The following is a 20054-nucleotide window of genomic DNA, read 5'->3' on the forward strand; positions in this document are numbered from 1 at the left end:
CTGCTACGGCGGGCCGGGCTGCTACGGCGGGCCGGGCCGCGCGCGCGGCCGGCAGCGGCTTGGACACCAGYACGGGTTCGCGCTTCTGGTGCACCACCGGAGCACGGGCCTTGCTGGGCAGCGCAGGGGCGCGGGTAGTGCCGGCCGCGCCGGTGCGCGGTGCCGCCACCGCGGGCCGGGTGGCTGCCTTGGCGCCAGCGGCCGGGGCCGCGGGTGCTGAAGGTGCTGCCTGCACGGCTGGCTTCACCGGTGCGGCGCTGCCGGTCCGGACCGGGCGCGCCGTGCCCTGGCGTGCCGCCGGATGGCTCCTGGCGCCAGCGGAAGGATGGGGCGCCGGACGCGGGGCGGCCGGCGCCACGCGTGCTACCGGTACCGCTTGCGGCACCGGCATGCGCGCCAGTTCCCGTACCGCCTGGCGCGGCTGCGCATGCGCTTCTTCCGGAGCCACCTGGAAGCGGGACACTTCATCCACCAGCCCGGCGGCCTGCTGCTGCAGGCTCTCGGCGGCGGCGGCGGCCTGCTCCACCAGCGCGGCATTCTGCTGCGTCACGCTTTCCATCTGGCTGATGGCGAGGTTGACCTGCTCGATGCCGGACGACTGCTCTTCGCTTGCGGCGGCGATCTCGCCCATGATGTCGGTCACGCGCTTCACCGCCCCGACGATATCGTCCATGGTGCGGCCCGCGTCCTCTACCTGCTTGGCGCCATGGGCCACCTGACCCACCGAGCCACTGATCAGTTGCCCGATTTCCTTGGCTGCCGACGAAGAGCGCTGGGCCAGGCTGCGCACCTCGGCCGCCACCACGCTGAAGCCTCGTCCCTGCTCGCCGGCACGGGCAGCTTCCACCGCTGCGTTCAGTGCCAGGATATTGGTCTGGAAGGCAATCCCCTCGATCACGCCCACGATCTCGGCCACCTTGGCCGACGATTGCGAAATATGCTGCATGGTCTCGACCACGCCACGCACGGCGCGCCCGCCCTCGATCGCCACGCCCGAGGCACTCACCGCCAGTTCGTTGGCATGGCGCGCGTTCGCGGCATTCTGCTTGACCGTGGAGGTCAGCTGCTCCATCGAGGCCGCAGTCTGCTCAAGCGAGGCAGCCTGTTCTTCGGTGCGCTGGGAAAGATCGGTATTGCCGCTGGCGATTTCCCGGGTAGCGCCACCGATGGAGCGGGTCGCGCCCTGGATGCCGTGCACCAGTGCCGCCAACTGGCCAAAAGCGCGCTCCAGCGCGCCCAGCATGCGGCCCATTTCGTCATCGTTCTGCACCTGGATCGCGTACGTCAGGTTGCCGTGCGCCAGCGCCTGTGCCGCTTCCAGCGCATGGCGAGCCGGTCGCGTGATCGAGCGCGTGATGCCGATGCCCAGGGCCGCCGCCAGGGCCACCGCGACGGCGGCCAGGCCCAGCAGCAGGTTGCGGGCCGTCTCATAACTGGCGTTCGCCTCCTGCACGGCAGCCAGCGCAACCTTGCGGCCGGTCTCGGTCAGTTCGCTCAACTTGTCGAAATAAGGCGCCTGCGCCGCCGGCAGCGTCGCCACCAGCGCGCTGCGGGCACCATCGAACTCGCCGCCCTGCAACTGGCGCAGCACCATGTCGAGCTGGCCGTTATAGGCAGTGCGTGCCTCGGTCAGCCCCCGATACAACTCCCGGGTCTCCGGTCTGCCGGACGTGGACAGCCACTTCCCAAGTTCATCCAGCGTGACGCCCATTTTCTCGCGCAGCCCCGCGATCTCCCCGGCATTGCGCTTTACCGCAACCGGGTCCTCGTTCATGGTGGCATCGCGCACCAGAATCCCGATCCGCAACGCATCCTGCTTGACGCGCTCGATATCCAGCACCTTGAACAAGCGTCCCTCCACGGTGATGCGCATCGATTCGTTCATGGTGCGCAGAGACGTCATGCCCAGCACCGCCACGGCAACCAGCAGCAACGCCACCAGCGAAAACGCCACCGTCAGGCGCGCCCCAATGCCAAAGTTTCGCAACCAACGCATCTTCCCGGCTCCTTTTACTCTCATCGCGCGCGCTTTTCCGCGCCCCGGACAGATTTCCGGGACGACACCGCACCGCGGACTTAACGGCAGAGAGCGGGCCAAGCTTGAGGGCAACATCAAGACATTTCCGAAGAAAACGGAAAATACGGGAACAAAAGCAAATATGAGGGGGAAAAGCCCGGCAATTCGAACGATTGGCGGGATGCGACCTGTCGTCTAATGTTAACCAGGCGCTCCGAAGTGCTGCCAGCGGCGCATGCAGCCAAAGGCGCGCAACAAAACAAGTGGGCACGCAAAAAAAGAAGCCCACGCGCGGGGTGCTCGTAGGCTTTCCAGGACTGCTATGAGCCGAAAGGCTCGTTAGCGAATATAAACCTGCTTACATGAGGTGTAAATCCAATTTCTATCAGGGATAACTCTGATAGAAAAAGTGCTGGCGACGCCATTCAAGTGACGAATGGGCGGCATGGAAAACATCGCAACTGCAGGCCAGGGTCACCTTGCCGCCCGCAAACCTATGCTGAACGGGGGTTGCGGGCGCTGGTGACGTTGGGACTTGCCGCACATGTGCAAACAAGGCAAACCGCAGCATTGTGACGCAAGAGTATTATTAGAGGAAACTCTCGATCTCAGGTGCGCCCCCCCCCAACCGTTCCGATTTGTAAAATTTTGTTACCCTCGCGCCTGAAGTACCCCCCGTCTTTTCCGGCTGCCCCTGCCGCCAGCGTTTGCGGGGCAGCATCGGAGCCGCCGCCCGGACACACGTCGGGGCCGGACGTGATCCATGCAGCCAGATCCAGCGCCAGCACAGAGAGCGGATATTTCATCCCCCGCCGCACCCAGGCCACGCCGCAGCCCACCCCAGGCCGTGCTGTAACCCCCCTATTGCCCGGGCCCATATATTGGACCCTTGCCAGCCGCCAGAACCCGTGCGGGCTCTTCCGGAGACGTTGTGAACAAGAAGGAAACCAGGATCACCCGTCCGAGCAGGCAACTGCAGCAGCTGCAGTTCTCCACGCTCAGCGCCAGCCACAGCCCTGTCGTCGTACACCTGTCGAGCGGCATTCGCCTGCACGGCGTGATCGTGGCCTCGGACAACTATATGGTGCTGCTGGCGGAATCGCCGCGAGACCCGCAGCCGCAAGTCGTCTACAAGCACGCCATTGCCGTGATCACGCCCGCCCATGCGCCGGAGGCCATGGCGGCGGTGCCCGGGGCGGAGACTTCGCCGGAGTTTGTGAGTTTGTATACGCCACGGACCCGCAAGCGGAGATAACCAGGGAGGGCGCGCCAGCCGGTTGTGCGCACAAGCGGCGCAGCTTTCGTGCGATGGCCCCGCCCGCATCAGCCACCCCCAGAGCCGCTCGGAAGCTATCCGCGAAAAAACTTCTGCACATTGCCCCAAAGATCACACTAAATCTTTTCCCGCCCCGGTCGATAACCCTAACAACGGAGGCACTACACGCACTGCAACGCAGTCAGCCAACGTTACGGCACCCGCCGGACTGCATAAATCACTGCATATAGGAGTCGTACCATGGCGTCAGTCATTAATACCAATTCGTTGTCTCTGATGACTCAGAACAACCTGAATGCATCGCAATCGCAGCTGAACACGGCGATTCAACGCCTGTCGTCGGGCCTGCGCATCAACAGCGCCAAGGACGACGCAGCCGGCCTGGCCATTGCCAACCGCTTCACCGCCAACATCAACGGCCTGACCCAAGCCAAGCAAAATGCTAACGACGGCATCTCGCTGGCGCAAACGACTGAAGGCGCGCTGACCGAAGTCACGAACAACCTGCAACGTATCCGTACCCTGTCGGTGCAAGCAGCGACTGGTTCGAATTCGGCAGACGACCTGAAGTCGATCCAGGATGAAATCGGCCAGCGCATGGACGAAATCAACCGCATCTCCACGCAGACCGACTTCAACGGCGTCAAGGTACTGTCTGGCTCGGCAAAGCCCCTGAACATTCAAGTTGGCGCCAGCGACGGCCAGACCATCTCGGTGAATCTGCAGGAAATCAGCACGAAGACGCTGAACATGACCGGCTTCAACGTGTCTGGCACCGGCACGCCGAATACGGCCGCTACCAGCCAGGACCTGCTGGCAGCCGGCTTTACCGCAGGCGCAACGACCAACGGCACCACCGCCTACTCCAAGAATTACACTGGCGCTGACAGCGCCACGCTGGCCAATGTGCTCGGCAAGGTTGCTACTGGTGATACGGTCAACGACGCCGGCATTGCCACCATCGCAAACTACACCTATAACGGCACGGACTTCTCCTTTGCCGACACGGCACGTACTGCCGCGCGCATCTCGAGCGACCTGAAGCCGGCTGCTGGGAACGTTACCAATGTGTCGATCAAAATCGGCAACAATCAAGCGGTTTCCGCCAACATTGACAGCAATGGCATGCTGACCTCGGCCACCAGCGGTAACAAGCTGTTTGTGGACGCTGCAGGCAACCTGACCGAGAACGATCTGGCCGGCACCCTCACGCAGGCGGATATCAACAACGGCGGCGGCGCTGGCGACCTGATCAAGGCAATCGGCACATCGGGTGCAGCCGGTAAGTTGAGCTCAATCACCGTGGGCAACGCGGCCAACGCTCCCAGCTACGCGTTCACTGGCGGCGTTGCGACGGCAAATGCGACTAATCTGCATATCTCGGCCGCAGCCCTGACAACTCAGGTTCAAGCAAGCAACGGCGCCAATGCAATCACTACGGTGCTCGGTGGGGCTACCTACATCACCGCAGCTGGCGGTGCGGTTACGACGGGTGGTAACCCGGTCAATGTTGATATGAACGGCGCGCTTACCACCAACACGGCCGAGAAGCTGTTCGTTCACAGCAACGGCCAGGTGACCGATGGCTCGGCGAACGCGGTATATGAAGACTCGGCGAACGCTGGGAAGTTCACCCTCAACGCTACGAGCGGTAAGACCTCCACCGCCAATCCGCTGGACGTCCTCGACAAGGCCCTGTCGATGGTTGACAAGCTGCGCAGCTCGCTGGGTGCGATCCAGAACCGTCTGGATTCCACCATCGCCAACCTTGGCACGACCATCACCAACCTGTCGTCGTCGCGTTCGCGTATTCAAGACGCTGACTACGCCACGGAAGTGTCGAACATGACCCGCGGCAACATCCTGCAGCAAGCCGGCACTTCGGTGCTGGCTCAAGCGAACCAGACCACGCAAGGCGTGCTGTCGCTGCTGCGTTAATGCAGTAATACGAAGCACCAGGGCCGGGCCACCACAAGCCCGGCCTTGTGCCGGAGGGTTTTCGCAGGGCCCCTTTGCCCTGCGAAAGCGTTTCGAACCCACCCCCGACAACGGTCATGGCAAATCCGACAAGCTTGATCCCGCCGCTGCCGCTCTCTCCGTCCCTGCCTCCCGCAGGCCGCGAGGGCACGCCCTCTGCCTTACCCGCGAGCGACAACAGCGCTGGCACGCAGGCTGGCGCAAACAAACAAGCAGCTCCTGTCATGACCGAAGACACTGCCATCCAGCACCTGAAGGATTTGTTGCGCACCACCGCATTCAATGTGGAGTTCGAAATTGACCAGGATACCCACCGCGTGATCACCAAGGTAGTGGACAAGGACACCGGCGACGTCATCAGGCAACTGCCCTCTGAAGAGGTCATGCGCATCGCCCACGCCCTGCAAAAGGCGCAAGGCTTGTTCGTACATCAAGAAGCCTGAGACCGGTAGCCGGCTCAGCCCCGTTTAAGCAATTTCCCGGATAAGAACGATATGGCAACCATCTCGAACCTTGGCGTGGGCTCCGGCCTGGACCTGAACACCCTGCTGGACCAGCTCACCACGGCGGAACAGGCACCGCTCACGGCCATCCAGAACCGGGCCACCAGCTATCAGGCGAAGCTGTCGGCCTACGGTCAGGTGCAGAGCATGCTGTCGGCATTCCAGGGGGCGGCTAAGCAACTATCCGATCCGAACTTCTTCAACTCGACGACCGCTACATCGTCCGCCGCCAATGTGCTTGGCGCGGTCGGAAGCACCTCCGCGGTATCGGGCACCTATGCTGTCAACGTGTCGTCCCTGGCACAGTCACAATCACTGGTGTCCGCCGGGCAGGCCAAGCTGACCGATGCGATCGGCACCGGTACCATTCATATCGACTTCGGGACGATCACCGGCGGTACGCTGGACCCGGTGACCGGCAAGTACACCGGTGCAACGTTCGCGGCGAATCCGCCGCCGGCATCCGGCACCAGCGGCTTCGACATCAAGATCGATAGCACCAACAACTCGCTGCAGGGCATCCGCGACGCCATCAACAAGGCCAATGGGGGGGTCACCGCCAGCATCGTCAACGACGGCAGCGGCACGCCATACCGTCTGGTGCTGACGTCCAACGCCACCGGCGCCAATAGCAGCATGCGGATCTCCGTAGCGGAGACTGACGGCGGCACAAAACTGTCTGACCTGGTGAGCTATAGTCCCGGCAAAAACCAGGATCTGACCGGCAATGAAGTGCAGAGCATGCAGCAAACGATCGTTGCCCAGAATGCACAGTTGACCGTCAACAATATTGCAGTCCAGAGCACCAGCAACACCGTGACCGACGCCATCCAGGGTGTCACGCTGTCGCTAACGCAAGGGGGAACCACCACGGTCACGGTGCAACGCGACGTCAAGACTATCCAGACGGCTGTGCAGAGCTTCGTCACCGCCTACAACAATCTGCAAAAGACCGCCGCGAGTCTGTCGAATTACGATCCCACCAGCCAAAGCGCTTCCCCGTTGACCGGCGATGCGACGCTGCGGCTGATTCAGGGCCAGATGCGCGGCATCCTGAACACGCCACAGATGGGTGGCTCCGGCGCGGTCACAGGACTGGCAAACATCGGCGTGACGTTTCAGGTCGATGGCACGATGGCCTTCGATGCCACCAAGCTGACCAGCGCATTGACCACGGATCCGAATGGTGTAGCCGGCCTTTTCTCCAACGCTAACGGCAAGGACGGCTATGGCAACCAGATCAATAGCCTGGTGACCTCGCTGACCGGCACCAAGGGCACCCTGACGAACGCGACGGATGGGATCACGCAAACGTTGAAGTCGCTTAGCGATCAATACAGCGAAACGCAGACCCGCATCAACGCCACCGTCGCGCAATACAAGGCGCAGTTCACGAATCTGGACTTGATCATGTCCCAGATGAACAACACCAGCAAATACCTGACCCAACAGTTCAATGCGCTGAACAACTCCAACAGCAGCAAGTAATACAACCCTTACCGAACGTGGGAATCGATCGCCATGTATGCTCGTCACGCCATTAATGCCTATGCCCAAGTCGGTGTCCAGACTGGCGTCATGGACGCCAGCCCCCAGAAGCTGATCGCGATGCTCTACGATGGCGCCCGCACCGCCATTGCCCAGGCGAAGTTCCATATGGCTGCCAGCGATGTGTCGGCCAAGGGCAACGCCATCACCAGGGCCATCAACATCATTGACAACGGCCTGAACGCCGCGCTCGATCACGAGCAAGGCGGTGAGATTTCGGCAGGCCTTGAACAGCTCTATGACTACATGACGCGGCGCCTGTTGCTGGCCAACCTGCGCAACGATCCCGCCCTGCTGACTGAAGTGGACGGCTTGCTCGGGAACCTGGCTTCCGCCTGGTCCGAGATGAGCAACGCCCCCGATGGCGCTACCCCACACCTGTCGCTTGTTACGGAGCGCTGAGATGACCGCATTGAGCCCGATCCTGCATTGCTACCGGGAACTGGAATTGCTTGCCGAGCAGATGCTTGAGCTGGCACGTGCCGGGAACTGGACTGCAATGGCCGAACTGCAGCAGGTCTACACCGTCCAGGTGGATCAACTCCGCCGCATGGACCACAGCGTGCCCATTTCGGATCGCGAACGGATGGACCGGTATCAGCGGCTGGAGCGCATCCTTGGCTACGACGCTGCCATCCGCAACCTGTTGACGCCGGAGATGAACAGGCTGGGCGCGCTGCTGGGCAATGCGCGCCGCCAGCAGGATCTGCATCACGCCTACGGCAGCGTTGCCGCCTGAGGCAACGCTGCGCGACCCGCACGCCAGAAACGCTCAGAACGCTAAAGGCTGATTGCCATGACCGGCATCCCCATCTCGCCGGACCCGGCAGCCCTCCTGCGCGGCGCAGACCCGCAAGGGCTGCGCAATGCGCTCTCGGTCTCCAAGCTGGAGGCCCTGCTGCCCACCGGCAAGATTGCCCCTGGCGAAAGCCAGACCGCCGGCGGCGGCACGATTCAAGGCCGCGGCGTCGATGCGCTGCAGTCGGATACGGCCGCAGCCGGGCGAAGCGCTCAGACCGGCTCGACGCGCGAAACGCTCAGTTTTGCCGCACGCACCATTCTCGACCTGCTTGACCGTACCGACGCGCAGCCCGCACGGGCCGCGGCCCCAATGCTGCCGTCGCCCGCCGGCGCACCGAATCCGGCCACAGTGCGCGCCGCCCTGGCCGGACTGGTCCAGCACAGCGGCCTCTTCTACGAAAGCCACCTGGCCGAGTGGGTCAGCGGAAACCGTCCTCTGGCCGACGTGCTGAAGGCACCCCAGGCTGCTTTCAATCAACCGAGGCCGGGCGAGCCGCCCCTGGCCGGCAATCCCGCCCCGCAGCAGCCCGTCCAGGCACAGCCGGTGTTGCTGCTGCCGGCGCCGGCGGCTTACACCGCGAGCACGGCGCAACTGGCCGGGGCCACGTTGCCCAACCCTGCGGGAGCAGTTCCAGCAGAGGCCGCGGTTACGGAAGACACCGGGGGCAACCCGGTTCCAGTCAGGCATGGCGCGGCGCACAGCAACGGCACACCGGACAACTCGCCGCCAGCCAGCCTTGCCATTCCGCCGCACGCGCGCGAAGCTGCCCGGATTGCCACGCTGGCAAACCACGCCGCCCAGGCCTACCAGGCGGCGGCCCAGGATGCGAGTGACAGCGGCCGCAGCCATCGTGCCGAGACGCATAGTGTTATGCGCGCCTTCGATAGCAGCGAGGCCGCCAACCACGCGAGCAACAACCCGCAGTCCAGTCCCGTGGTGCACCCCGGCACCGAGGGCACCGTACGCCAGCAGCTGGAGCTGCTGGCCAGCCAGCAGTTCCGCTGGGTTGGCGAAGCCTGGCCGGGCACGCCCATGGACTGGGAAATCCGCCGTGGCGATAAAGACGAAAGCAGTGGCGCGCAGGCTGGCCAGGCCGCCTGGTCGACATGCCTGCTGCTCACCCTGCCATCCCTGGGCACGGTGGAAGCGCGCCTGTGGCTAAACGGCACCGGCCTGGAAGCGCGCGTGGTCACACCGGACTCCGGCGTCGCCAGCCGCCTTAACGACGCGCGCAGCGAACTATCCAGCAATATGTCGGCCAATGGACTCGTATTGATGCGGCTGAACGTGGAGACCGGCGTGCCGGCGAAGCCGGGAAGCGGAGCATGAGCAACGATATGCCGGCCGAACCGGGAAGCACCAACACCTACAGCAGCAATAGCGATGGCAACCCGCAACGCGGCGCCGCGATTGCCCTATCCTACGCGGCCGACGATTCGGCGCCGCGCGTGGTGGCCAAGGGCTACGGCGTGGTGGCGGAGTCCATCATTGCGCGCGCACGCGAATCTGGCGTCTACGTGCACGACTCGCCGGCACTCGTCAGCTTGCTGATGCAAGTCGATCTCGATTCCCATATTCCGCCACAGCTTTATGTCGCCGTAGCGGAACTGCTGGCCTGGCTGTACAGGCTGGAACGAGGAGAGGCCGCCTGAGCGGTGGCCGTTGGCAAGCTCTGGTGCTCCTCCTTAGCATCGCCATTTGCTTCTCATCACCAAAGCAAAAAGGCGGACCGCGCCGGATCTGTATCCGGCTGGTCCGCCTTTCAATTTGCCTGGCGCCGCCACGCCGCCCGTGGGCAGCATGGCAACAGGCGCGCAATAGCGCGCGCCCGACGCTTGCTCAGACAGTCATATTCATCATTTCCTGATAAGCCGCCGTCAACCGGTTCCTTACCTGCACCCCAGTCTGGAACGACACATTGGCCTTCTGCATATCGATCATCACGTCGTTGAGCGAAACGCCGGGCTTGCCCAGTTCAAACGCCTCGGCCTGGCCGTAGGCATGCTCCTGCACGCTGCTGATGCGTGCCAGCGAGCGCTGCAGTTCACCGGCGAAGCTGCCCGGCGAGGCGGCGAACGCAGCGTGGCTTTCCTGCCCGGTGGCGCTCTGGGCCAGCCCGCGCAATTGCTGCAACATGCCGTCGATAGAAGAGATGGTAGTCATGGCGATCCGCTTGGAACCCGCCCCGCCCTGGCCAGCCGAAGCCCGCCCCGGGGGAAACCGGTTCGAAAATGAGTCATTAAGGGTTGCGCCGGGCACCCGCCCGGGCCGCTGCCGGCAAACCTGGCGCCATGCGCCGCCTATGCCACAAATACCGCATCCGCACGCGCCGCCTGTGCCAGCCCCCGAAGCGTACTCGCGGCGCCGTCTGGGCCATTGCGGGAATTCGGGTGGAAAACGAGGCCTATTCGCCGGATTGTCGGCAGCCGCCTTGGATGATGATCGATACCGTGCCGAATCTGGGATGCCGCTGTCTTTACGCGCCCTGTCCGGACCCGAATCTCATCAACTATCGCGGGGAGTACGCGTGTTTTGTCAGCAGCGTGATCTTAGCCATGCCGAAGCCAGGGTTAGCCAGGCATGCCGGGGTGGACAGGGCAGCCAGAGCGGCGCCCGCCATCCGGCCCAGCCGGTCCTGGCCCATGCCGGCCCGGCCATGACGGGGACGCGCGCATGAACGCCGTGACAGCCCTGTCGAACAAATCCGAGCTGTTCGCGCGTCTAAAGACCAATCCGCGCCTGCCCCTGATGCTGGGTGGCGCGGCTCTTGCCGCGGCCATCGCGGTCGGGGTGCTGTGGTCGCGYRCGCCGGACTACAAGGTGCTSTACAGCAACCTGTCCGAGCGSGACGGCGGYGCCGTSRTSGCCTCCCTSCAGCARATGAACGTGCCGTACAAGTTCGCCGAAGGCGGCGGTGCGGTGATGGTGCCCTCCGAGAAAGTCCACGAGACCCGGCTGCGCCTGGCTTCGCAAGGCCTGCCCAAGAGCGGCACCACCGGCATGGAGCTGATGGATACGCAGAAGTTCGGCATCAGCCAGTTTGCCGAGCAAGTCAACTATCAGCGCGGCCTGGAGGGCGAGCTGGCCCGCTCGATCGAGTCGATCGCCGCGGTGCAGTCGGCGCGCGTGCACCTGRCCATTCCCAAGCCCACGCTGTTCGTGCGCGATCGCCAGAAGCCGACCGCTTCGGTGGTGCTGCAGCTCTATCCGGGCCGTGCCATCGACGACGGCCAGGTGGCCGCGATCGGCCACCTGGTCTCGTCCAGCGTGCCGGAACTCACGCCGAAGTCGATCTCCATCGTCGACCAGCACGGCAACCTGCTGTCGGGCAGCGGCACCAACGAGCGCATGCTCGATGCCGGCCAGATCAAGTACGTGCAGGCGCTGGAGCGCAACTACGCGCAGCGTGTGGAAGCCATCCTGGCGCCGATCCTCGGCCAGGACAATGTGAAGGCGCAAGTCACCGCCGACGTGGATTTCTCCATCGTCGAGCACACCGACGAGTCCTTCAAGCCTAACCAGGACCCCACCCGCGCCGCCATCCGCAGCCAGCAGTCCAGCGAATCGAGCCAGCAAGGCGCGGCGCCGGTCGGCGGCGTGCCGGGCGCGCTGTCCAACCAGCCGCCCGCGCCGGCCACGGCACCGATCGCCACGGCCCAGCCGCCGCGGCCGGGGCAGCCGAACCAGCCAGGACAGCAGCCGGGACAGCAAGGCCAGCAGGCTCAGCCCGGCCAGGCCCAGGCCGGCGCCACCGCCACGGCCCAGACCGGCCCAAGCAGCAGCCGCCACGACGCCACCACCAACTACGAACTCGACCGCACCGTGCGCCATGTGCAGCAAGCACCGGGCGGCGTGAAGCGCCTGTCGGTGGCGGTGGTGGTGAACTACCGCCAGAAGGCCGGCGCCAACGGCAAGATCGTGTCCGAAGCCCTGCCCGCCGCGCAGCTTGCCCAGATCGAGAACCTGACCAAGGAAGCGATGGGCTTCTCGGCCGACCGGGGCGACTCGCTCAACGTGGTCAACAGCCCGTTCACCGCGGATACCGACATCAAGCCGGAACTGCCGCTGTGGAAGCAGCCCGAGATGATCGCGCTGGCCAAGACCGGTGCGGGTTACCTGCTGCTGGCCCTGCTGGCGCTGTTCGTGTGGTTCAAGGTGGCACGCCCGGTGCTGCGCAAGTACACCGCGCCGCCGCTGCCGCCGCCACAGGAAAAAACCGACAGCAACGAAGCCATCTTGCTGCCGCCTGAAGAGCCGGCCAATCCGGAAGTCCTGCGGCTCGCCGCTAAATATGAAAGCGATCTCGCCCTGGTGCGTGACGCCGCGCAACGCGACCCGCGCCTGGTTGCCAGTGTGATCAAGAACTGGATGTCAAGCGATGACCGATGAAGGATTGCAGAAGAGCGCCATCCTGATGATGTCGCTCGGTGAAGATGCCGCAGCGGAAGTATTCAAGCACCTCGGCCCGCGCGAGGTGCAGAGCCTGGGCGCGGCGATGGCCACGCTCAACTCGGTGACGCGCGAGCAGATGTCCTCGGTGCTGGCCGAGTTCCGCGCGGAAACCGAACAGTACCTCGCGCTCAACGTCGATTCGAGCGCCTTTATCCGCAGCGTGCTGAACAAGGCGCTGGGCGAGGAACGCGCGCTGTCGGTGATCGAGGACATCCTCGAATCGCGCGACCCGGGCGCCGGCATCGATTCGCTGAACTGGATGGATTCCACCTCGGTGGCCGAACTGATCCGCGACGAACACCCGCAGATCATCGCCACCATCCTGATCCACCTGGACCGGCAGAAGTCGTCCGAGATCGTCGGCATGTTCACCGAGCRCCTGCGCCAGGACGTGATCCTGCGGATCGCCACCTTCGGCGGTGTGCAGCCGGGGGCGCTGCAGGAGCTGACCGACGTGCTGACCAAGCTGCTGGCGGGCCAGAGCCTCAAGCGCAGCCGCATGGGCGGCGTACGCACGGCAGCCGAGATCATCAACCTGATGAGCACGGCCCACGAAGAAGCGGTGATGGAAGGCGTGCGCCTGCACGACGCCGACCTCGCGCAGAAGATCATCGACGAAATGTTCCTGTTCGAGAACCTGCTCGAAGTGGACGACCGCGGCATCCAGCGGGTGCTCAAGGAAGTGGCCACGGAATCGCTCATCGTCGCGCTCAAGGGCGCGCCGGTGGAACTGCGCGACAAGTTCATCCGCAATATGTCGACCCGCGCCGGCGAAATGCTGCGCGAAGACCTCGAAGCGCTGGGCCCGGTACGGGTCTCGCAGGTCGAGGCCGAACAGAAGAACATCCTCCAGGTGGTAAGACGCCTGGCCGAAGCCGGCGAAGTTGTAATCGGTGGTGGCGACGATGCCTACGTCTGAACGTGCCCTGCGCCAGTTCCGCGACCTTGCCGCGGACAGCGACTACGTCGAAACACGCGGCGACCAGCGCGGCAACGCCGGCGGGCGCCGCGGCGCGGGCAACCGCGCCACGCCACGGGAGACCGGCTTCGAGTGCTTTGCCGCGCCGGCGGACCGCAGCGAGCAAAAGAACGGCTGGCAGCGCTGGCAGATGGTGTCGCTGGATCCACGCAAGGCCGAGCCGGAGCCGACCGAGTTCCTGCCCTTCGAGCCGGCGCCGCCGCCGATCGACTTTGCCGCGCTCGACGCCATGCGCGAAGGCGCGCGCAAGGAAGGCTACGCCCAGGGCTATACCCAGGGCCAGACCCAGGGCTACGGCGACGGCCACCGCGAAGGTTATGCGCGCGGCCTCGAAGGCGCCCGCAGCGAAGCCTCCCACCTGCAACAACTCGCCGCGACCTTCAGCCACGCGCTTGGACGCGTGGACGAAGAAGTGGCCCAGACCCTGATCGCCCTGGCGCTGGATGTGGCGCGCCATCTCGTGCAGCAGGCCGTGCTGGCGGATCCCGCCATCTTGTTGCCCGCGGTGCGCGAACTGCTGGCGGCCGAGCCGGCGCTGTCGGGCTCGCCCTGCCTGCTGCTCAATCCGGACGACGTCGCGCTGGTGGAAACCCACCTGGCCGGCGAGCTGCAAGCCGCCGGCTGGAGCGTGCGCGCCGACCCGGCGGTGGCGCGCGGCGGCTGCGTGGCGAGCGCCGCCAGCGGCGAGCTCGATGCCACGCTGTCCACGCGCTGGAGCCGCGTGGTCAAGGCGCTTGGGCGCGACGACCCGTGGGAGCCGCCCCATGCCTGATAGCGCGGCCCGTAAGGACTTCACTACGGACTTCACTGCGGACTTCACCGCGGACTTCACCGCTGCCGGCGTGCCGGGCCTGCATGGCCAGCGCTGGCGCGACGCGCTCACCGCGGCCTCGGCCGGCATTGCCGAGATCGACAGCAAGCGCAGTTGCGGCCGCCTCACCCGCGCCGCCGGCCTGGTGCTGGAAGCCGTGGGCCTGCGCCTGCCGGTGGGCAGCGACTGCCTGATCGAACTGCCCGGCGGCCAGATGTCCGGCAAGCCCTCCGGCCCGCGCCTGGCCGAGGCGGAAGTGGTCGGCTTCGGCGCCGACCGGCTTTACCTGATGCCGCAGTCCGACGTGGTGGGCCTGGTGCCCGGCGCGCGCGTCTATCCGCTCGAACCCACGCCATTGCCCAGCGGCGACACCACCCCGCGCGAACCGGGCTCGAAACGCCTGCCCGTGGGTGAAGGCCTGCTCGGGCGCGTGCTCGATGCGGCCGGGCGTCCGCTGGACGGGCTAGGCCCCATCACCGCGGCCACCGAGGTCACGCTTGGCGGCACGCAGATCAACCCGCTGTCGCGCGCGCCCATCGAAACCGTGCTGGACGTGGGCGTACGCGCCATCAACGGCATGCTTACCGTGGGCCGCGGGCAGCGCATGGGCTTGTTCGCCGGCTCCGGTGTGGGCAAGAGCGTGTTGCTGGGCATGATGGCGCGCTACACCAGCGCCGAAGTGATCGTGGTCGGCCTGATCGGCGAGCGCGGCCGCGAAGTGAAAGACTTCATCGAGAACATCCTGGGACCGGAGGGGCGCGCGCGCTCCGTGGTGGTGGCCGCGCCGGCCGACACCTCGCCGCTGCTGCGCATGCAGGGCGCCTCCTATGCCACGCGCCTGGCCGAGTATTTCCGCGACCAGGGCCGCCATGTGCTGCTGATCATGGACTCGCTCACGCGCTATGCCATGGCCCAGCGCGAGATCGCGCTGGCCATCGGAGAGCCGCCCGCCACCAAGGGCTATCCGCCCTCGGTGTTCGCCAAGCTGCCCACCCTGGTGGAGCGCACCGGCAACGGCCCCGAAGGCGGCGGCTCGATCACCGCCTTCTACACGGTGCTGACCGAGGGCGATGACCAGCAGGACCCGATCGCGGATTCCGCGCGCGCCATTCTCGACGGCCATATCGTGCTGTCGCGCAGCCTGGCGGAATCCGGCCACTACCCTGCCATCGACGTGGAGGCCTCGATCAGCCGTGCCATGACGGCGCTGATCGAGCCGCCGCAGTTTGCCTCGGTGCGGCGCTTCAAGCAACTGATGTCGCGCTACCAGCGCAACCGCGACCTGATCAGCGTGGGCGCCTATGTGCCGGGCAACGATCCGGAACTGGATCTCGCCATCCACCTGCATCCGCAGATGGAAGCATTCCTTCAGCAGGACATCCACGAGCGCGCCGGCTACGGCGACTCGATCGGCCAGTTGCATAGTCTCTTCCAACGGAGTGAACATGGCTAAGCCATCTGCATTGAATACCTTGGCCGACCTGGCCCAGAACGATACGGATGCCGCCGCGCGCGAGCTGGGCCGGCTGCAAGGCCTGCGCAACCAGGCGGAGCAGCAACTGGCCGCGCTCACCCAGTACCGGCAGGAATACCGCGAGCGCATGCAGGCCATCGCGCAAGACGGCATGACCTCCACGCGCTGGCAGGACTTTGCGCAGTTCCTGGCCTCGCTCGATACCGCCATTCGCCAGCAGACGGAATCGCTGGCCAGGGCCGAGGCGCAGTTGCTCGCCGGGCGCGCCAACTGGCAGCAGCACAAACGCCGCCAGAACTCATTCGACACCCTGATTACCCGCGCGGAGACGCGCGAACACCTAGCCGGCACGCGTCGCGAACAACGCGACACCGACGAATACGCCGCCCGCGCGGCCCGCCTGCAAGTCGCGGGCCGCCACCGCTAAGCCGCCCAGCAAGACCGAATCCCAACATGATCGATATCAGCCAGATTGTCAGCAATGCCGCCAGCACGGCGGCCTCCTCGCGCAACGCCAACAACGCCGGCGGCGCCGATGCGAAGCCGCAGGGGTTCGGCGATGCGCTGGCGCGCGCCCGCAGCGAGGACCGCACCAGCAGCAACCAGAGCGCCGGCAGCAATCAATGCGCCGACAGTGCCCCTGCCCGCGCCGACGCAAACGGCAAGGATGGCGCCGCCGCCGACAACGGTCCTGCCCAAGCCACGCAAGCCACGCAAGGCAATGCGGTAGCTGCCAAGCCGCCGCGCCGCCAGGACAAGGAAGACGAGCAGGGCCAGGAAGTGGCGGCGGACCCCGCCGCCCCCGCCGCCCCCCCCGCGCCTGCCCCCCGGCAGGCGCCCCAACCCGCCCCCCCAGCCACCCCCGCAGCCCACCGCGCGCCAACCACCGGCAAGCTCGGCGGCAGCCGATACGCTGGCCACCATCGCCTCCCAGCGCGCCGCGCTGCAGCCCGCGCCGCAAACCCCGGCCAGCACCCAGGCCGCGGCCACGGACAAGCCGGCTGCCACGCCGGCCGGCGACGCTGCCAAGGCCAGCCCGGACCTGGCCGCCAGCCTCGCGGCTGCAATGGCGGGCCAGCAAGCCGGCAAGGGACAGTCCGGCGCCGGGCAGCAGGACACCGCCGGCCAGCCGTACAAGGCCCAGCTCCAGCTTGGTGAAGCCAGCAAGGACAGCAAGCCTCAGGTTGCCGCCACCGCCGCGCCAGCCAACCCGATGCAACTGGCCGCAGCCACGCGCGCCGCCGAGCCGGCCAGCACGGAAGCCGCGCCCGCCGGCGTGACCGCCACGCCGATGATGGCCGCCAGCACCATGGCCGCGAGCCAGGCGCCCACCACCGGCGGCCTGCCGCCAGCCACCTCGCTGCCGATCGCCCCGCCGGTAGGCGACGGCCAGTGGCCGCAAGCGCTCGGCCAGCAGATGGTGCGCCTGTCGACCCAGGGCAACCACACCGCCGAGTTGCAGCTCAACCCGCCCGATCTCGGCCCGCTCAAGGTCGTGCTCAACGTCGTCAACGACCAGGCCCAGGCCCAGTTCGTCTCGCCCCACGCGGCCGTGCGTGCCGCCGTCGAAGCAGCGCTGCCGCAGTTGCGCACCGCGCTGGCGGACAACGGCATCCAGCTTGGCCAGACCTCGGTCGGCGCCGACAGCTTTGCCGGCCAGGCCGGCAACGGTCAGCAGCAACAGCAACGCCAGCCCGGCAGCCCGCAAAGCGGCTTCGGCACGCTGGCAGGCGCCACCACGGCGCCTGTCAATGCCGGCCCCGCCGCGCCGGTGGCACGCACCCTCGCGCGCGGCGAGGTCGACACCTTCGCCTGACCGGACGCGAGCGACGGGGGCTGCGGCGCCTATGCCGCAACCCCCGCAGCAGCCACGCGCGTTCGCGCTTACCATGTCGTTTTAGCGCAGGGCTGCAGCGCCCGCCCGCCAGAACGCCATGACCTTTGACCTGTTCGATTCCCTGCCGCAAGACGCACCCCATGCCGAGCCGATCGTGCCCGGCGCGGTGGTATTGCGCGGCTTCGCGCGCGAGCATGACCAGAACCTGCTGGACGCCGTGCGCGGCATTGCCGCGCAAGCGCCATGGCGCCACCTCATCACGCCGGGCGGCCTGCGCATGTCGGTGGCCATGACCAACTGCGGCCCGTTTGGCTGGGTCTCGGAYCTCACAGGCTACCGCTACGAAGCGGCCGATCCACTTAGCGGCCAGCCATGGCCGGCCATGCCGGCGGCGTTCCTGTCCCTGGCGCGCGAAGCCGCCGCCACTGCCGGCTTTGCGGATTTCGTGCCGGACGCCTGCCTGCTCAACCGTTACGCGCCCGGCACCCGCCTCTCCCTGCACCAGGACCGCGACGAGCTCGACCTGCGCGCGCCGATCGTCTCGGTTTCGCTCGGCCTGCCCGCCATATTCCTGTTCGGCGGCCTGCGGCGCGCCGAGCGCCCGCTACGCGTGCGGCTGGCGCATGGCGACGTGGTGGTTTGGGGCGGCCCAGCGCGCCTGGCGTTCCATGGCATCGCGCCGCTGGCGGACGGCGACCACGCGCTGCTGGGGCGCGAGCGGATCAACCTGACCTTCCGCAAGACACGCTAGCGGGCGACGCGGCGCCAGTCCCCGTCAGCCCACTTCATCGAGCAGCGCCAGGCGGCTTTCGTCGGGGAAGGCCCGTACGCGGTACCTGACGGGATAAAGCGCTTCTTCCTCGACCAGATCGCCAAGCAGCGCCAGCGCCTGCTGCCATGCCACCACCCGCGTCTTCCCCGGGGCATCGTCGGCATCGGGCCACACCAGGGCGATGCGGTCCGTGCGCGGCAGCGAGGTGTCCACGCCGCAGGTCCAGGTGGCGACCGAAAACGAGGCCACGGGATCGTCCTGCTGGCCGTAGAGCAGGTAACTCGCCAGGAACACACCGGCGCCGGCGTGCTCGTTCAGGCGATCGATGGCAGCCTTCTGCGTGTCGTATTCTTCCTTTTGGTACAGCCGCTTGAGGTGGGCAAGATGCCGTGCCGCCTGCGCGCCGGCCGGCACGAAATGCGACACGTCCGGGCCAGACGGCACGGCGTGCGCCGCGTGCCAGGCGTCTCCGGGCCCGTAGCGGAACATGGCAGGCGAGATCGTGCGGCCCTGCCGCGAAGCCTGCAGGCTCAGCTCCACCATGTGCAACTGCCCCGCTTCGTCCTGGTCGCCGGTCACCAGCAGTACCTCGCGGGTGGGCAACATGAACACCGGGCGGCCGCGCACCGGCACCCGCTGCAGCACATCCGGCAGCAGCGCGCGGCTGGCCTCGTAGCCATCGCTCCAGGCGCCCTGGTACACGCCCTGGGCCACCTGCACGAAGGCCTCGGCGGTGTGGTCGCGCAGGTTGTCGGCCGCGATCCGCAGCGCCTGGTCCAGGCTCAGTTGCCAGGAGGCGGAGGGGCCGTTCAACAGGGTCGAGGTGGTTTCCGGGTAGTCCACCGCCAAGAGGATCACGCAATCGTCGCCGAAGGGCAGGCAGGCGGACTGGAAGCTCGAGGCATCGCCCTCGGTGCGCATGTGATGCAGCCGGATTTCATCGATCAGCGAGCGGCTGCGGATCAGCGGGCGGAGCATGGGGCCGGCCTCCGACAGCAAGGCTGGCGTAGCCTGGCCGCTGGAGCACAAGGTCGCCACGAAGCTGTGCAGCGCCTTGTCGCGCTGTGCGCCGCGCGTCTCGCAATACGCCCGGTAGGCATTGTGGAGGTTGAAAAAGGCATTGCGCCCGTGCTCCAGCCGGAACTCGTCCGCGTTGAATTCCAGGCGGCCCTCGAAACCCTGGCGCCTGGCCGCGGCAATGAAATACGCCGCGAAACGGTCCGGCGGCGGCTTGCGCAGGAAGAGCGAATCGAAGAAACCCATGACGATGGCGTGGCGCGGATAGCATTGCACACACCTTACCCCATGTCGCGCGTGTGCCGCGCGGCCGGCACGCCCGGCTATGCGGCCTGCCGCGCTAACCCGGCCTCAGTCGACCCAGTTGACCTTGGCAAATTTCCGCGAGAACGCTTCCGGCATCGGCACCACCTTCTTGATCTGGTAGTTGAAAAAGACAAAACCGGACTTGGCCATCGCCACCAGCGCCTGGTCATGCGGGCGCGTGATGCGGAAAGCGATGTCGCCACCGTATCGATTGAAATCCATCACCCCGACTTCGAACAGCAACTGGTCGCGGGCGTGCGCCTCGTTGCGGTAGGTAGTGGCG

General features: G+C 66.2%; 20 protein-coding genes. 16 read left to right on the forward strand and 4 right to left on the reverse strand.

Annotation, left to right across the window (positions count from 1 at the left end):
• On the reverse strand, window positions 1-1996 hold a 1996-nt coding region (locus AC1DKD_RS27000; protein ID WP_477143912.1), incomplete at its 3' end, for a methyl-accepting chemotaxis protein.
• A 952-nt stretch (window positions 1997-2948) separates the two neighbouring features.
• Between AC1DKD_RS27000 and AC1DKD_RS27005 the strand changes: the two genes are divergently transcribed.
• From AC1DKD_RS27005 to AC1DKD_RS27040, 8 genes are all read left to right on the forward strand, one after another.
• Entirely contained in the window at window positions 2949-3272 is a 324-nt protein-coding gene (locus tag AC1DKD_RS27005) for an RNA chaperone Hfq (RefSeq protein WP_441636470.1), read from the forward strand.
• Window positions 3273-3533: 261 nt separating this feature from the next.
• Window positions 3534-5231, forward strand: a complete 1698-nt coding sequence (locus tag AC1DKD_RS27010; RefSeq protein ID WP_441636472.1) for a flagellin N-terminal helical domain-containing protein — start codon at window positions 3534-3536, stop codon at window positions 5229-5231.
• Window positions 5232-5347: 116 nt separating this feature from the next.
• Window positions 5348-5713, forward strand: coding sequence for a flagellar protein FlaG (locus AC1DKD_RS27015; RefSeq protein ID WP_441636474.1), 366 nt, complete (start codon window positions 5348-5350; stop codon window positions 5711-5713).
• 51 nt (window positions 5714-5764) lie between these two features.
• Window positions 5765-7261, forward strand: a complete 1497-nt coding sequence (gene fliD / locus AC1DKD_RS27020; RefSeq protein WP_441636476.1) for a flagellar filament capping protein FliD — start codon at window positions 5765-5767, stop codon at window positions 7259-7261.
• A gap of 33 nt (window positions 7262-7294) precedes the next feature.
• Entirely contained in the window at window positions 7295-7723 is a 429-nt protein-coding gene (fliS, locus tag AC1DKD_RS27025) for a flagellar export chaperone FliS (RefSeq protein ID WP_441636478.1), read from the forward strand.
• Window position 7724: 1 nt separating this feature from the next.
• A complete protein-coding gene (locus AC1DKD_RS27030; RefSeq protein WP_441636480.1) occupies window positions 7725-8060 on the forward strand; it encodes a flagellar protein FliT in 336 nt (111 codons plus the stop codon).
• A 57-nt stretch (window positions 8061-8117) separates the two neighbouring features.
• Window positions 8118-9452 carry a flagellar hook-length control protein FliK gene (gene fliK, locus AC1DKD_RS27035; protein ID WP_441636482.1) on the forward strand — a complete coding sequence of 445 codons (1335 nt, stop codon included), beginning with the start codon at window positions 8118-8120 and terminating at the stop codon, window positions 9450-9452.
• Between the two features lie 8 nt (window positions 9453-9460).
• Window positions 9461-9775: an EscU/YscU/HrcU family type III secretion system export apparatus switch protein gene (locus tag AC1DKD_RS27040; RefSeq protein ID WP_441636491.1), complete on the forward strand. Its 315-nt coding sequence runs from the start codon at window positions 9461-9463 to the stop codon at window positions 9773-9775.
• Window positions 9776-9962: 187 nt separating this feature from the next.
• Here the strand turns inward: AC1DKD_RS27040 and fliE are convergent, their stop codons facing one another.
• Window positions 9963-10286 (reverse strand): flagellar hook-basal body complex protein FliE, encoded by a 324-nt coding sequence (fliE, locus tag AC1DKD_RS27045; RefSeq protein WP_441636484.1) that lies wholly within the window; start codon window positions 10284-10286, stop codon window positions 9963-9965.
• Between the two features lie 510 nt (window positions 10287-10796).
• Here fliE and fliF point away from each other — a divergent pair.
• The 8 genes from fliF (at window position 10797) to alkB (ending at window position 18427) form a co-directional block, all read left to right on the forward strand.
• Window positions 10797-12512: a flagellar basal-body MS-ring/collar protein FliF gene (fliF, locus tag AC1DKD_RS27050; RefSeq protein WP_477143913.1), complete on the forward strand. Its 1716-nt coding sequence runs from the start codon at window positions 10797-10799 to the stop codon at window positions 12510-12512.
• Window positions 12502-13494: a flagellar motor switch protein FliG gene (gene fliG / locus AC1DKD_RS27055; RefSeq protein WP_477143914.1), complete on the forward strand. Its 993-nt coding sequence runs from the start codon at window positions 12502-12504 to the stop codon at window positions 13492-13494. Before fliF ends, fliG begins: the two co-directional genes overlap by 11 nt.
• Window positions 13481-14326 (forward strand): flagellar assembly protein FliH, encoded by an 846-nt coding sequence (gene fliH, locus AC1DKD_RS27060; RefSeq protein ID WP_477111312.1) that lies wholly within the window; start codon window positions 13481-13483, stop codon window positions 14324-14326. The genes fliG and fliH overlap by 14 nt, the downstream gene beginning before the upstream one ends.
• Complete coding sequence (gene fliI, locus AC1DKD_RS27065) at window positions 14319-15818, forward strand: flagellar protein export ATPase FliI (RefSeq protein ID WP_477111311.1); 1500 nt, start codon at window positions 14319-14321, stop codon at window positions 15816-15818. The genes fliH and fliI overlap by 8 nt, the downstream gene beginning before the upstream one ends.
• On the forward strand, window positions 15811-16266 hold the full coding sequence (gene fliJ, locus AC1DKD_RS27070) for a flagellar export protein FliJ (RefSeq protein ID WP_441637677.1): 456 nt from the start codon (window positions 15811-15813) through the stop codon (window positions 16264-16266). The genes fliI and fliJ overlap by 8 nt, the downstream gene beginning before the upstream one ends.
• Window positions 16267-16292: 26 nt before the next feature.
• A complete protein-coding gene (locus AC1DKD_RS27075; RefSeq protein ID WP_477143915.1) occupies window positions 16293-16997 on the forward strand; it encodes a hypothetical protein in 705 nt (234 codons plus the stop codon).
• Window positions 16906-17655 (forward strand): flagellar hook-length control protein FliK, encoded by a 750-nt coding sequence (locus tag AC1DKD_RS27080; RefSeq protein ID WP_477143916.1) that lies wholly within the window; start codon window positions 16906-16908, stop codon window positions 17653-17655. The genes AC1DKD_RS27075 and AC1DKD_RS27080 overlap by 92 nt, the downstream gene beginning before the upstream one ends.
• 118 nt (window positions 17656-17773) lie before the next feature.
• On the forward strand, window positions 17774-18427 hold the full coding sequence (gene alkB, locus AC1DKD_RS27085; RefSeq protein ID WP_441636212.1) for a DNA oxidative demethylase AlkB: 654 nt from the start codon (window positions 17774-17776) through the stop codon (window positions 18425-18427).
• A 24-nt stretch (window positions 18428-18451) separates the two neighbouring features.
• Here alkB and AC1DKD_RS27090 read toward each other — a convergent pair whose 3' ends face one another.
• Window positions 18452-19741 (reverse strand): DUF1444 domain-containing protein, encoded by a 1290-nt coding sequence (locus AC1DKD_RS27090; RefSeq protein WP_441636214.1) that lies wholly within the window; start codon window positions 19739-19741, stop codon window positions 18452-18454.
• Window positions 19742-19816: 75 nt separating this feature from the next.
• Window positions 19817-20054: thioesterase family protein (locus AC1DKD_RS27095; RefSeq protein ID WP_477143917.1), on the reverse strand; the 238-nt coding region annotated here is incomplete at its 5' end.

It is taken from the genome of Cupriavidus sp. 05T313, from assembly GCF_056396665.1.

Bases quoted from the DNA above. Each gene is read 5' to 3' on its own strand.
- fliJ (WP_441637677.1), top strand. From the start codon at position 15,811: ATGGCTAAGCCATCTGCATTGAATACCTTGGCCGACCTGGCCCAGAAC.
- fliH (WP_477111312.1), top strand. From the start codon at position 13,481: ATGCCTACGTCTGAACGTGCCCTGCGCCAGTTCCGCGACCTTGCCGCG.
- fliS (WP_441636478.1), top strand. From the start codon at position 7,295: ATGTATGCTCGTCACGCCATTAATGCCTATGCCCAAGTCGGTGTCCAG.
- AC1DKD_RS27030 (WP_441636480.1), top strand. From the start codon at position 7,725: ATGACCGCATTGAGCCCGATCCTGCATTGCTACCGGGAACTGGAATTG.
- AC1DKD_RS27040 (WP_441636491.1), top strand. From the start codon at position 9,461: ATGCCGGCCGAACCGGGAAGCACCAACACCTACAGCAGCAATAGCGAT.
- fliI (WP_477111311.1), top strand. From the start codon at position 14,319: ATGCCTGATAGCGCGGCCCGTAAGGACTTCACTACGGACTTCACTGCG.
- AC1DKD_RS27080 (WP_477143916.1), top strand. From the start codon at position 16,906: ATGGCGGGCCAGCAAGCCGGCAAGGGACAGTCCGGCGCCGGGCAGCAG.
- fliE (WP_441636484.1), bottom strand. From the start codon at position 10,286: ATGACTACCATCTCTTCTATCGACGGCATGTTGCAGCAATTGCGCGGG.
- AC1DKD_RS27015 (WP_441636474.1), top strand. From the start codon at position 5,348: ATGGCAAATCCGACAAGCTTGATCCCGCCGCTGCCGCTCTCTCCGTCC.
- AC1DKD_RS27010 (WP_441636472.1), top strand. From the start codon at position 3,534: ATGGCGTCAGTCATTAATACCAATTCGTTGTCTCTGATGACTCAGAAC.
- fliK (WP_441636482.1), top strand. From the start codon at position 8,118: ATGACCGGCATCCCCATCTCGCCGGACCCGGCAGCCCTCCTGCGCGGC.
- AC1DKD_RS27075 (WP_477143915.1), top strand. From the start codon at position 16,293: ATGATCGATATCAGCCAGATTGTCAGCAATGCCGCCAGCACGGCGGCC.
- fliD (WP_441636476.1), top strand. From the start codon at position 5,765: ATGGCAACCATCTCGAACCTTGGCGTGGGCTCCGGCCTGGACCTGAAC.